This window comes from Paraburkholderia sp. 22098 (genome assembly GCF_052045935.1).
GTDB classification, from domain to species: domain Bacteria; phylum Pseudomonadota; class Gammaproteobacteria; order Burkholderiales; family Burkholderiaceae; genus Paraburkholderia; species Paraburkholderia caledonica.
Genome location: NZ_JBQEPV010000009.1, coordinates 262,382 through 274,283, shown reverse-complemented (window position 1 = coordinate 274,283; position 11,902 = coordinate 262,382). Strand labels below are relative to the sequence as shown.

At 61.6% G+C, this 11,902-nt stretch carries 14 protein-coding genes; all 14 read left to right on the top strand.

Going from position 1 to position 11,902, the window contains the following annotated elements:
- Window positions 1-160 precede the first annotated feature (160 nt).
- Window positions 161-805 carry a YceD family protein gene (locus ACTJLB_RS20810; protein WP_440784319.1) on the top strand — a complete coding sequence of 215 codons (645 nt, stop codon included), beginning with the start codon at window positions 161-163 and terminating at the stop codon, window positions 803-805.
- A gap of 101 nt (window positions 806-906) precedes the next feature.
- The gene (gene rpmF, locus ACTJLB_RS20805) at window positions 907-1,086 is read left to right on the top strand and encodes a 50S ribosomal protein L32 (RefSeq protein ID WP_006051932.1); all 180 of its coding nucleotides are present in this window, start codon (window positions 907-909) and stop codon (window positions 1,084-1,086) included.
- Window positions 1,087-1,258: 172 nt separating this feature from the next.
- On the top strand, window positions 1,259-2,365 hold the full coding sequence (gene plsX, locus ACTJLB_RS20800; protein WP_027776481.1) for a phosphate acyltransferase PlsX: 1,107 nt from the start codon (window positions 1,259-1,261) through the stop codon (window positions 2,363-2,365).
- On the top strand, window positions 2,365-3,354 hold the full coding sequence (locus ACTJLB_RS20795) for a beta-ketoacyl-ACP synthase III (RefSeq protein WP_087752810.1): 990 nt from the start codon (window positions 2,365-2,367) through the stop codon (window positions 3,352-3,354). Before plsX ends, ACTJLB_RS20795 begins: the two co-directional genes overlap by 1 nt.
- 98 nt (window positions 3,355-3,452) lie before the next feature.
- On the top strand, window positions 3,453-4,388 hold the full coding sequence (gene fabD, locus ACTJLB_RS20790; RefSeq protein ID WP_440784318.1) for an ACP S-malonyltransferase: 936 nt from the start codon (window positions 3,453-3,455) through the stop codon (window positions 4,386-4,388).
- A gap of 71 nt (window positions 4,389-4,459) precedes the next feature.
- A complete protein-coding gene (gene fabG, locus ACTJLB_RS20785; RefSeq protein WP_214877423.1) occupies window positions 4,460-5,209 on the top strand; it encodes a 3-oxoacyl-ACP reductase FabG in 750 nt (249 codons plus the stop codon).
- Between the two features lie 150 nt (window positions 5,210-5,359).
- Entirely contained in the window at window positions 5,360-5,599 is a 240-nt protein-coding gene (gene acpP / locus ACTJLB_RS20780) for an acyl carrier protein (protein ID WP_004197638.1), read from the top strand.
- Window positions 5,600-5,830: 231 nt separating this feature from the next.
- Window positions 5,831-7,069 carry a beta-ketoacyl-ACP synthase II gene (gene fabF, locus ACTJLB_RS20775; RefSeq protein WP_020069388.1) on the top strand — a complete coding sequence of 413 codons (1,239 nt, stop codon included), beginning with the start codon at window positions 5,831-5,833 and terminating at the stop codon, window positions 7,067-7,069.
- Between the two features lie 115 nt (window positions 7,070-7,184).
- Complete coding sequence (locus tag ACTJLB_RS20770; protein WP_027804853.1) at window positions 7,185-7,568, top strand: protein YgfX; 384 nt, start codon at window positions 7,185-7,187, stop codon at window positions 7,566-7,568.
- A gap of 116 nt (window positions 7,569-7,684) precedes the next feature.
- The gene (gene rpoE / locus ACTJLB_RS20765; RefSeq protein WP_440784316.1) at window positions 7,685-8,284 is read left to right on the top strand and encodes an RNA polymerase sigma factor RpoE; all 600 of its coding nucleotides are present in this window, start codon (window positions 7,685-7,687) and stop codon (window positions 8,282-8,284) included.
- 83 nt (window positions 8,285-8,367) lie between these two features.
- A complete protein-coding gene (locus tag ACTJLB_RS20760) occupies window positions 8,368-8,982 on the top strand; it encodes a sigma-E factor negative regulatory protein (RefSeq protein ID WP_440784315.1) in 615 nt (204 codons plus the stop codon).
- Between the two features lie 4 nt (window positions 8,983-8,986).
- Entirely contained in the window at window positions 8,987-10,030 is a 1,044-nt protein-coding gene (locus ACTJLB_RS20755) for a MucB/RseB C-terminal domain-containing protein (RefSeq protein ID WP_020069391.1), read from the top strand.
- Between the two features lie 35 nt (window positions 10,031-10,065).
- Window positions 10,066-11,601, top strand: a complete 1,536-nt coding sequence (locus ACTJLB_RS20750) for a DegQ family serine endoprotease (RefSeq protein ID WP_087752809.1) — start codon at window positions 10,066-10,068, stop codon at window positions 11,599-11,601.
- Complete coding sequence (locus ACTJLB_RS20745) at window positions 11,598-11,861, top strand: glutaredoxin family protein (protein WP_020069393.1); 264 nt, start codon at window positions 11,598-11,600, stop codon at window positions 11,859-11,861. Before ACTJLB_RS20750 ends, ACTJLB_RS20745 begins: the two co-directional genes overlap by 4 nt.
- The last annotated feature ends 41 nt before the right edge of the window (window positions 11,862-11,902 follow it).

Below are 11,902 nucleotides of genomic sequence, written 5' to 3'. Positions count from 1 at the left end.
GCGGTGTCGCTGCGGTCATGCAGTTTAGCGGCAACACAATCGTGCATCGCTCAAGTTTCGCGGCCTTCTCGCGGACTGATTCACCCCGTGATTTACCCTTGATTGACCCGTGAGTTGCCGGTGTTTAACCGGCGAAATCATTGCCGACGCAGGAGCGCACATGACTCAACATCCTGGCAAACCTGCAGGTCTGTCCGACCCGCATGAACTCGATCTGTTCGAATTTGCGCGAAGTGGACGGCAGGCCGCGGGTGTCGTGCGCGTCTCGCAACTGCCGCGCATGTTAAACGAAGTCCCGGCAGAAGCGCCAGAGCGCGACACCGCGTTCACGTGGCAAGCCGAAGGGGCGACGCAGCCGGAATTGCAGGACGACGGCACTGAGGGCCCTCAACCTTATCTGAGGTTGGCGATCCACGGCGCTGCATGGCTCGAATGTCAGCGATGCATGACACCGTATTCGCAGGCGTTCAACGTCGACGCAACTTATCGGATCGTCAACACCGAGGCGGAAGCCGAAGAGTTTCCGCTCGACGAGGATGAAGTCGAAGTGATCGTGGGCTCACGCCAGTTCGATCTCATCGACTTGATCGAAGAAGAGTTGCTGCTTTCTTTGCCGCTCGTGCCCAAGCATGAGGTCTGTCCCGAGGTGCACGAAAGTCTCATCTCGGGTGTGGCCGGTGCCGAAGGCGAAGGTGACGAAGCCGCGCTGGACGAGGCAGGTGAGGGCGATGAGCCCGAGCGGCCGAATCCGTTCGCGGCGCTCGAAAGTCTCAAGCGTGGCGAGCCGGGCGACAAGAAGCATTGAACAGTTGCATGGGAGCGCGATACGGGCGCATTGGCCATTCGGCCAATGGCGGACACCGGGTCGGGCTGTGTTAGAATTCGGAAAATTTTTAGGAGTTAGTCATGGCAGTTCAACAAAATAAGAAGTCGCCGTCGAAGCGCGGCATGCACCGTTCGCACGATTTCCTGACGGCAGCGCCGCTGGCCGTGGAACCGAGCACGGGCGAAGTGCATCTGCGTCACCACGTTAGCCCGAACGGCTACTATCGCGGTAAGAAAGTCGTCAAGACGAAGAACGACTAATCGTTTCACTGCGATGCGCCAACTGGCGTTTCGCGTGGCGATCAGCTCGCTTGACATTTTCCCGGCTCGGCAAAAAGGCGGCATTCGTTTGCCGCTTTTTTGTGTCGATCGCAGTTGCAGCTTCAGCGCTTACTGCGATCTCATGCAGAGCGCCTGAAATTCGCCGCACTCCATGACAGTAAAGCTCACGATAGATTGCATGGGAGGCGACCACGGCCCGTCCGTGACCGTTCCCGCTGCCGTCAACTTCGTTCGTTCGCATCCCGACGCGCAATTGCTGCTCGTCGGCATTGAAACTGCGATTCGTGCGCAGCTGAAGAAGTTGAAGGCTCAGGACCTGCCGGCGCTGACGGTCGTATCCGCTTCCGAGATCGTTGCAATGGACGACCCGGTCGAGGTCGCGCTGCGCAAGAAAAAAGATTCATCCATGCGCGTCGCGCTGAATCGCGTCAAGGAAGGCGAGGCGCAAGCCTGCATTTCCGCCGGCAACACCGGCGCACTCATGGCGGTTTCGCGTTATGTGCTGAAAACGCTGTCGGGAATCGAGCGCCCGGCAATTGCGTCCGCTTTGCCGAACCCGAACGGCTACACCATGATGCTCGACCTGGGCGCCAACGTCGACTGCGAGCCGCAGCATCTGCTGCAATTCGCGGAGATGGGGCACGCGCTCGTGTCGGCGCTGGAAGGCCGCGAGCGGCCCACCATTGGTCTCCTGAATATCGGCGAAGAAGTCATCAAGGGCAACGACACGATTAAGCGTGCCGGGGAGTTGCTGCGCGCGAGCACACTTAACTTTCACGGCAACGTAGAAGGCAACGACATCTTCAAGGGCACGGTCGACGTGATCGTGTGCGATGGTTTCGTCGGCAACGTGGCGCTCAAGACCTCTGAAGGCCTCGCGCAAATGCTGTCGAACATCATCAAGGAAGAGTTTGGGCGTTCGTGGCTCACCAAAGTGATGGCGGTGCTCGCGCTGCCCGTGTTGATGCGCTTCAAGAAGCGCGTCGATCATCGGCAATATAATGGTGCTGCGCTGCTCGGCCTGCGCGGACTGGTGATCAAAAGCCACGGTTCCGCAGATGCCTACGCGTTTGAGTGGGCTATCAAACGCGGGTATGATGCCGTCAAAAACGGCGTGCTGGAGCGCCTTGCGCAAGCGATGGAAGAGAACGCTGGTTCTCTTGAACAGGCGGCGCGCGACGCAAGCGGTGCGGGTCACGCAAGCCCCATCGCAGGCCAGCCGGCCGAGCCCTACGCTGCGCAATCCTCGAAGGCATAATGGCTCAATCGACAATTTATTCCCGCGTCCTCGGTACCGGCAGCTATCTGCCGCCCGCGCGCGTCACCAATCAGGACCTCGCTGAGCGTCTGGCGAAGCAAGGCGTCGAAACGAGCGACGAGTGGATCGTGGCCCGCACGGGCATCCATGCACGTCACTTCGCGGATCCTGATGTCACAACCAGCGACCTCGCGCAGTTCGCGTCGCTGCGTGCGATCGAAGCGGCGGACATCGACCCGCAATCCATCGATCTGATCATTGTTGCCACTTCCACGCCGGACTTCGTGTTTCCGAGCACGGCGTGCCTGTTGCAAAACAAGCTCGGCATCAAGAATCACGGCGCGGCGTTCGACGTGCAGGCCGTCTGCTCCGGCTTCGCTTACGCGGTGGCTATGGCCGACAGTCTGATTCGCGGCGGCCAGCATCGCACGGCGCTCGTCGTCGGCGCCGAGACGTTTTCGCGCATTCTCGATTTCAACGACCGCACCACATGCGTGCTGTTTGGCGACGGCGCCGGCGCGGTGATCCTGCAGGCGTCGGACGAGCCGGGCGTGCTTGCGAGCGCATTGCATGCAGACGGCAGTCATTCGAACATTCTGTGCACGCCGGGCAACGTGAACGGCGGTGTGATCGCCGGCAGCGCGTTTCTGCATATGGACGGGCAGGCGGTATTCAAGCTGGCCGTGAACGTACTCGAAAAGGTCGCGGTCGAGGCACTCGAAAAAGCGAATCTTTCCGCCGATCAGATCGACTGGCTGATTCCGCATCAGGCCAACATCCGCATCATGCAGAGCACTTGCCGCAAGCTCGGCTTGCCGCAGGAACGCATGGTCGTCACGGTGGGCGAGCACGGCAATACGTCGGCTGCGTCCATTCCGCTCGCACTCGACGTCGCGGTCCGCGACGGTCGCATCAAGCGCGGCCAGAACGTGCTGATCGAAGGCGTCGGCGGCGGCTTCACGTGGGGCGCGTCGGTCATTCGCTACTAAGCGGGCCGACTTCAGGCGGCGCTCTTCATGCGCCCATGCGTCGCGTGCTTTCGAGCCGCGCGCACCTCACATCTGACTAAATCGATTTTGGGGACGATATGAAATTTGCGTTCGTTTTTCCCGGACAGGGTTCGCAATCGGTCGGCATGCTCAATGCATTTGCCGACCATGCGGTTGTGCGCGAGACAGTTCAGGAAGCGTCCGACGCGCTGAATCAGGACATCGGCAAGCTGATCGCCGAGGGTCCGGCCGAAGATCTGAATCTCACTACGAACACGCAGCCGGTCATGCTGACCGCGGCCTACGCGATCTATCGCGCGTGGCAGCAGGCGGGCGGCCCCACGCCGGCCATCGTCGCGGGTCATAGTCTCGGCGAATACACGGCGCTCGTCGCGGCTGGCGCGATCGCGTTTCGCGATGCCGTGCCGCTCGTGCGTTTTCGCGCGCAGGCGATGCAAACAGCGGTGCCCGTCGGCGAAGGCGGCATGGCGGCGATCCTCGGTCTGGACGACGACACCGTGCGCGCTGTTTGCGCCGAAGCGGCGGCCACGGGCGTCGTCGAAGCGGTCAATTTCAACGCGCCTGCTCAGGTCGTGATCGCGGGCCACAAGGCAGCGGTCGAAAAAGCCTGTGAAGTGGCGAAGGCGAAGGGCGCAAAGCGCGCGCTGCCACTGCCGGTATCGGCGCCGTTCCATTCGTCGCTGCTGAAGCCGGCGTCGGATCAATTGCGCGAGTATCTGGCGAGCGTCAACGTTCAGGTGCCGTCGATTCCGGTCATCAACAATGTCGACGTCGCGATCGTGAACGAGCCGGCGCAGATCAAAGATGCACTGGTGCGCCAGGCGGCCGGCGCGGTGCGCTGGGTCGAATGCATTCAGGCCATGGCGGCTCAAGGCGTCACGCACGTCGTCGAATGCGGGCCGGGCAAGGTCCTTGCGGGCCTCACGAAGCGTATCGACGGCAATCTGGTCGGCGCGTCCGTGTTCGATCCCACTTCGCTCGAAGAAACGCTCAAGCTCGTTACGGCAGGTTGAGCGCTGCATCGCATAGACGGCAACAGGCATCAGCAATCAATCAGCCCTCCGAAGGGCATTCGGACCGACAGATGGAAAAGAATCTCGATAAGCAGATCGCAATCGTAACGGGCGCCTCGCGCGGCATCGGCCGCGCCATCGCTATGGAGCTCGCGCGCCAGGGCGCAACGGTGATCGGCACGGCGACCAGCGAAAGCGGCGCGGCGGCAATCAGCGAAGCGTTCAACGCGGCCGGCGTGAGCGGGCGCGGCGCGGTGCTCGACGTGAACGACGCGGCTGCTGCCGAAGCGCTGATCGAAGGCACGGTGAAGGAATTCGGTGCGCTGCATGTGCTCGTGAACAACGCCGGCATCACGCAGGACCAACTGGCCATGCGTATGAAGGACGACGACTGGGATGCGGTGGTCGACACCAATCTGAAGTCGGTGTTCCGTCTGTCGCGCGCGGTGCTGCGTCCAATGATGAAGGCAAAGGGCGGCCGCATCATCAATATCACGTCGGTGGTCGGTTCGGCGGGCAACCCTGGGCAGATTAACTACGCCGCAGCGAAAGCGGGCGTGGCCGGCATGACTCGCGCGCTTGCACGCGAGATCGGCAGCCGTGGCATTACCGTGAATTGCGTGGCGCCCGGTTTCATCGATACAGACATGACGCGCACGTTGCCGGAAGAGCAGCAAACGGCGCTGAAAACGCAGATTCCGCTGGGCCGTCTCGGCAGCCCGGAAGATATCGCACACGCTGTCGCATTCCTCGCGTCGCCGCAAGCAGGCTACATCACCGGCACGACGATGCATGTGAACGGCGGAATGTACATGTCGTAACCAAATTCGGTTACTATCCGCGCCTTGATGCGTTTGCAAATGCGTAAGGCGCATGCCTTGACAGCAACCTGATGCGCCGCTTTTTTGCCGGGTCAAACCTGATAAAATGCGCGCACCTGTATTTTTGAACTTCTTTCCCTTGGAGGGGTAATGGACAATATCGAACAGCGCGTCAAGAAGATCGTCGCAGAACAACTGGGCGTGGCCGAAGCTGAAATCAAGAACGAAGCTTCGTTCGTGAACGACCTCGGCGCCGACTCGCTGGACACGGTTGAACTCGTGATGGCCCTCGAAGACGAATTCGGCATGGAAATTCCGGATGAAGAAGCCGAGAAGATCACCACCGTTCAGCAAGCGATCGATTACGCTCGCGCAAACGTCAAGGCCTAAGGTCATTCGCGCCTGCGTTTATGCGTTAGCGGCGTATGACGCCCTGCCGTGTCGGTTGCCGACGCCAGCGGGGTCGCCATTTTTTGCCGTGAGGTGTGCCGTGCAGGAGCCAGCGATGTTGACAGCGCATTCTTCAGCGCGATTGCCGACTTAACAGCCACAGGGTACACAGGTCAGGTTCCTGTGGCCGCTGTGGCTTTTGTTTTTGTCATCTATGAAAAAGGGGTTACCGTGAGCCGCCGTCGTGTTGTTGTTACAGGCCTGGGGCTGATTTCGCCTGTTGGCAATAATGTTGCCGACGGCTGGGCCAATCTGGTCGCCGGCAAGTCGGGTATTGCCAATATCACGAAGTTCGATGCGTCGAACTTCTCGACTCGTTTCGCCGGCGAGGTGAAGGGCTTCAATATCGAGGACTACATCCCCGGTAAGGAAGCGCGCCACATGGATACGTTCATCCATTACGGCGTCGCTGCTGGCATCCAGGCGATGCAGGACAGCGGCCTGGAAGTCACCGACGAGAATTCGGAGCGTATCGGCGTCGTGGTCGGCTCGGGCATCGGCGGTCTGCCGATGATCGAAGTCACGCAAACCGAACTGCTCAATCGCGGCCCGCGCCGCATTTCGCCGTTCTTCGTGCCGGCGTCGATCATCAACATGATCTCCGGGCACCTGTCGATCAAGTTCGGCATCAAGGGTCCGAATCTCGCCATCGTCACCGCGTGTACAACGGGTTTGCACTGTATCGGCGAGGCTTCGCGCCTGATCGAATACGGCGACGCAGACGTGATGATCGCGGGTGGTGCGGAATCGACCGTGTCGCCGCTCGGCATCGGCGGCTTTGCAGCGGCCCGCGCGCTGTCGCAACGCAATGACGATCCGGCGACGGCAAGCCGTCCGTGGGACAAGGATCGCGACGGTTTCGTGCTCGGCGAAGGCGCCGGCGTGATGGTGCTAGAAGAGTACGAACACGCGAAGGCTCGCGGCGCGAAGATTTACGCCGAAGTCGGCGGCTATGGGATGAGCGGCGACGCCTATCACATGACCGCACCGCTCGAAGACGGTGACGGCGCGCGCCGCTGCATGCTTGCGGCCATGAAGAACGCCGGCATCAATGCCGACCAGGTCAACTACCTGAACGCGCACGGCACGTCCACGCCGCTCGGCGATCTGGCTGAGACAACCGGCATCAAGCGGGCGTTCGGCGACCATGCCAAAGACATTGTCGTGAATTCGACCAAGTCGATGACGGGTCACCTGCTCGGCGGCGCCGGCGGTCTTGAGTCGGTGTTTACCGTGCTGGCTGTTCACCATCAGGTGTCTCCGCCCACGATCAACATCTTCAACCAGGACCCCGAGTGCGACCTGGACTACTGTGCCAACACCGCACGGGAGATGAAGATCGACGTCGCGCTGAAGAACTCGTTCGGGTTCGGCGGCACGAACGGTACGCTCGTCTTCAAGCGCGCCTGATCTCTCGCAACGGGTGACGCGCCAGCCAACGGCGCCGGCTTTGCCGGCGCTTTTCCGTGATACGGCCAGCTTCGGAGGAGCGTCGCAGCAAATCGTGCTGCGGCGTTCCTTCGCGATGCGCGTTGCGTTGGCTGCTTTCGTGGTGACGGCGTCGTGTGCGGTTTATAGCTGCATGGCGTCGTGGCTCACCGCATGGCAGGCGGTTCCGTTGACGCTTGCGGTGTTTGCGCTCCTTACGCTTTGCGCGGTCAGGCACGACCGGGCGCAGCCAGCGGCGCTCAGAATGGGACGCGAGGGCATTTCTGTCTGGGGCCGGGCCGGAAATCTGCTCGTATACGGTCGAATCGCCGGCTGTGCGCACTGGAGCGACCGTTTGCTGGTGCTCGAAGTGACGCCAGACGAAGGTCGGCGTCAAACGCTTCTTGTTCCGGCCGACACTGTGCCGACGGCCGTTTTCCGCGAACTCGCGGTGCGCGGGCGGCGCCGCGCCGGCGCGTGACTGTAACGAAAGTAACCGCTGTTACCCGCGCGTCATGACCTCCGTAACGTGCCTCGTCGACGGGAACGCTACAATGGTGCCCCCGTCATGCGCCCCAAAGTTAACGGATTTATCAGGTGAGCGAAAAAGAAATTGATCAGGTGCTGGTCGAGCGCGTCCAGAAGGGCGACAAGGCCGCCTTCGAGCTTCTGGTCTCCAAATACCACCGCAAAATTCTCCGGCTAATCTCGCGCCTCGTGCGCGACCCCGCCGAAGTAGAAGACGTTGCGCAAGACGCTTTCATCAAGGCGTATCGGGCGTTGCCGCAATTTCGCGGGGAATCGGCTTTTTATACGTGGTTGTACCGGATTGCGGTCAACACGGCAAAGAACTACCTTGCGACCCAAGGCCGGCGCGCGCCGACTTCGACCGAAGCAGATGCTGAAGAAGCTGAAACTTTCTCGGACGCCGACCAACTAAGGGATATCAACACGCCTGAGTCGATGTTGATGAGCAAGCAGATCGCTGAGACGGTCAATGCTGCGATGGCGGTTTTACCGGAAGAGCTGCGTACCGCCATTACTCTTCGTGAAATTGAAGGTTTGAGCTACGAGGAAATCGCTAAGATGATGGGCTGCCCAATCGGCACCGTCAGATCGCGAATTTTCCGCGCTCGCGAAGCCATTGCGGCAAAATTGCGTCCGTTGCTTGACACACCTGAAGGCAAGCGCTGGTAAGTCACTAGCGCGCCGAACGGGGCGCGGGTGCAATATCTGAATTAGTGGTGTCACTACGGGGTCTTTGTAAGATGGGGAGCATCATGGGGTCGGTCTCGATGCAATCGCAAGCCAGCTCGCGCGGCGAGCGTCTGTCCGCTTTTGTCGACGGTGAGCTGTTCGGCGAAGAGCATCTGAATCTGGACAAGTTTCTGTCCGAGCTGGACGGCGAAGATCGCGCCGCGTGGTCCAGCTATCACCTGATCGGCGACGCATTGCGTTCCGACGACCTCGCGGTCGGTTCCGCGACGAGCAGCGCTTTCCTCAGCGGATTCGCCGCCCGGCTGGAAAGCGAGCCGCATTTGCTCGCGCCGGCAGCCATACCGGTTACGCGCCGTCTGCTGGCGCTGCGTCGCCGCGTGGTGCCGGCCTTCGCGGTGGCCGCCGCGGCCGCTACGCTAACGTGGATCGTCGTGCCGCAGTTGCAGGGCGTACCCGTCGGCCCGGGCTCGACGCAGGTCGCTTCGGTTTCCTCCCACGGCGACGCGGTGCAAAAGGTTGCCATGGCGTCCGTGCCGGTGGCGCAAGACGCGAACATCATTCGGGACGCGGGTCTCGACCAGTATCTCGAAGCTCATCAGCAGTTCGCGCAGCAACCCGTCATGCCGGGCTCAATGCCGCTGATCCGCGCTGCTGCAGTCTCCACGCAAGGCCAATAGTTTGATGCAGACTCCGCGGTTGAATATAACGACTATCTGGGGGCGGCTGCCGGCATTTCTGTTCTGCGCAGCCGTGTTGTTGTCCGCTACACCGCGGGTTTTTGCACAAACCGACGACCCGCTCGTCGCCCGCCGCACCGCTGCCGATCTGCTGGATCGCATCCATCAGGCTGCGCAGCAACAGAACTACGAAGGCGCGTTTGTCTATCAGCGGGGCAATTTCGTCCAGACGTCGCGGATCGCGCACTATGCGACGAAGGCAGACGGCGAATTCGAGCAGCTGGAAAGCCTCGACGGCAAGCCACGCAAGATGCTTCGTCATAACGAGGAGCTCTATACGTTCGTGCCGGAACGCCATTTGTGCGTTGTCGAAAAGCGCCAGAACAAAGACTCGTTCCCCGCGCTGCTTGCCGTAAGCGGCGAGCAGGTCCTGTCGGTGTACGAGCCGAAACTGCTCGGCGACGACCGCGTTGCGGGCATCGAAAGTCAGGTCATCGAACTCGATCCGAAAGACGCCTACCGATTCGCTTACAAACTGTGGGCTGACAAGAAAACCGGCCTGCTGCTGCGCGCACAAACGCTCGATCCAAGCGGTCAGGTGCTCGAACAACTGTCGTTCTCGCAGATTCGCATCGGCGTGCCCGTCGACAAGGCGGGCATTGTCAACGGTATTCGCAATACCGCGGGCTGGACGGTCGTGCATCCGCCCATCGAACCGGTCGATATGGCCGCGCAGGGCTGGCAGTTCGGCGTGACGGTGCCGGGCTTTCGCAAGATCCGTGAACTGCGCCGCCCAATGGCGGCGCGCGAAGCAGGCCAGCCCACCATTCCTGTGGATCAGGCCGTGTTCTCCGACGGTCTCGCCGCGATCTCGGTGTTCATCGAGCCGGTTGAAAACAACACGCGCAAGGAAGGCGCGGGCAGTACCGGTGCTACGCACGTACTAGTCAAGCGCCGCGGCGACTTCTGGATTACCCTGCTCGGAGAAGTGCCCCAGACCACGTTGCAGCAATTCGCGTCTGCCATAGAATACAAGGCTCCGAAGTAATCCTCCGAATCCTGAATCCCTCGGCTTCCTACGATATGACGACTTTCTCGGTGCGCAAATTCCTCGCGGCCGCGGTGGTGGCGGCATGTTTGCCGTTCGCACCGCATACGGCGTCAGCGGCCTCCGCAGCCAATCTGCCCGACTTCACCGACCTCGTCGACAAAGTCGGTCCGGCGGTCGTCAACATTCGCACGACCACGCGCGTGACGAACAGTGGCGCACGCGGCGGCTTGCCGCCCGGCATGGACGACGGCGACATGTCGGAGTTCTTCCGGCGCTTTTTCGGCATTCCGATGCCGCAGTCGCCGCAATCTCCCGGCGCGCCGCGCGGCGGGGACAATGGCGGCCATGGCGGCAGCGGCGGTAGTGGTGGTAGTGGTGGTAGCCAGGACACGCCGGACAGCAACGATCCCGAACAGAATAGCGGCGTCGGCTCGGGCTTCATCCTGTCGGCGGACGGCTACGTGATGACCAACGCGCACGTGATCGACGACGCGGACACCATTTACGTTACGCTCACCGACAAGCGCGAATTCAAGGCGAAACTGATCGGCGTGGACGATCGCACCGACGTCGCGGTCGTGAAGATCAGCGCGGCGAATCTGCCGACCATCACCATCGGCGACTCGAACAAGGTTCGCGTGGGCGAGTGGGTGGTCGCAATCGGCTCGCCGTTCGGGCTCGAGAACACGGTGACGGCCGGCATTGTCAGCGCGAAAGGGCGTGACACGGGCGACTATCTGCCGTTCATCCAGACCGACGTAGCCGTCAATCCGGGCAATTCGGGCGGACCGCTCATCAACATGCAGGGCGAAGTGATCGGCATCAACTCGCAGATCTACAGCCGTACCGGCGGCTTTATGGGCATTTCGTTCGCGATTCCGATCGACGAAGCGATGCGCGTGGCCGATCAGTTGAAAGCGTCCGGCAAGGTGGTGCGCGGCCGCATCGCGGTGGCGATCGGCGAAGTGACCAAAGACGTCGCTGATTCGCTTGGTCTGCCGAAGTCGCAGGGCGCGCTTGTCAGCAGCGTCGAGCCGGGCGGTCCGGCGGACAAGGCAGGCGTGCAGCCAGGCGACATCATCCTGAAGTTCAACGGTCATTCGGTCGATACGGCTACTGACTTGCCGCGCATGGTCGGCGATACCAAGCCGGGCACGAAGGCGACCATCACGGTCTGGCGCAAGGGCCAAACGCGCGAGTTGCCGGTCACGATCGCAGAGATGCAGCCGGACAAGACTGCAAAGGCCGATCAGCGCAAGCCACAGGCGCCGAAGCAGCGGGCCACGAATGCGCTCGGCCTGGCCGTCAGCGACATCCCGTCCGATCAGCTGAAGGCGCTGAAACTGCGCAACGGTGTGCAGATCGACGCCGCGGACGGTCAGGCGGCACGCGTCGGCCTGCAAAAGGGCGACATCATCCTGCGTGTGGGCGACACGGATATCACAAGCGCGAAACAGTTCGACGAACTGACGTCGCATCTGGACTCGCAGAAGATGGTCGCACTGCTGGTGCGTCGCGGCGAGAACACTCAGTTCGTGCCGATTCGCCCGCGCAGCGCTCAGAAATGACAACGGTGGCGCCGCTCACGCTTTATTCGCGCGCGTGGTGCCACTTGTGCGACGACATGCGCGCCGCGCTCGAGCCCTTGCTGGCCGAGTTCGGCGCGCAAATAGAAGTCATCGACGTCGACAGCGACCCCTCGCTCGAAGCCCGCTACAACGAGCTGGTACCCGTTCTGTTGTGCGACGGAATCGAGCTTTGTCACTACCGTCTCGACGAATCGCGGGTGCGTGAAGCGTTGGCTGCCCGCACCGCTGCGGCCTCCTGAGCCGGTCTTTCGTCGAAGGTCTCTGCATCCAGGCCCTGCAA

What these genes read in the sequence shown, in the direction of transcription:
- ACTJLB_RS20810 (WP_440784319.1), top strand. Translation starts at nt 161, where the DNA reads ATGACTCAACATCCTGGCAAACCTGCAGGTCTGTCCGACCCGCATGAA.
- rpmF (WP_006051932.1), top strand. Translation starts at nt 907, where the DNA reads ATGGCAGTTCAACAAAATAAGAAGTCGCCGTCGAAGCGCGGCATGCAC.
- plsX (WP_027776481.1), top strand. Translation starts at nt 1,259, where the DNA reads ATGACAGTAAAGCTCACGATAGATTGCATGGGAGGCGACCACGGCCCG.
- ACTJLB_RS20795 (WP_087752810.1), top strand. Translation starts at nt 2,365, where the DNA reads ATGGCTCAATCGACAATTTATTCCCGCGTCCTCGGTACCGGCAGCTAT.
- fabD (WP_440784318.1), top strand. Translation starts at nt 3,453, where the DNA reads ATGAAATTTGCGTTCGTTTTTCCCGGACAGGGTTCGCAATCGGTCGGC.
- fabG (WP_214877423.1), top strand. Translation starts at nt 4,460, where the DNA reads ATGGAAAAGAATCTCGATAAGCAGATCGCAATCGTAACGGGCGCCTCG.
- acpP (WP_004197638.1), top strand. Translation starts at nt 5,360, where the DNA reads ATGGACAATATCGAACAGCGCGTCAAGAAGATCGTCGCAGAACAACTG.
- ACTJLB_RS20770 (WP_027804853.1), top strand. Translation starts at nt 7,185, where the DNA reads ATGCGCGTTGCGTTGGCTGCTTTCGTGGTGACGGCGTCGTGTGCGGTT.
- ACTJLB_RS20760 (WP_440784315.1), top strand. Translation starts at nt 8,368, where the DNA reads ATGGGGTCGGTCTCGATGCAATCGCAAGCCAGCTCGCGCGGCGAGCGT.
- ACTJLB_RS20755 (WP_020069391.1), top strand. Translation starts at nt 8,987, where the DNA reads ATGCAGACTCCGCGGTTGAATATAACGACTATCTGGGGGCGGCTGCCG.
- ACTJLB_RS20750 (WP_087752809.1), top strand. Translation starts at nt 10,066, where the DNA reads ATGACGACTTTCTCGGTGCGCAAATTCCTCGCGGCCGCGGTGGTGGCG.
- ACTJLB_RS20745 (WP_020069393.1), top strand. Translation starts at nt 11,598, where the DNA reads ATGACAACGGTGGCGCCGCTCACGCTTTATTCGCGCGCGTGGTGCCAC.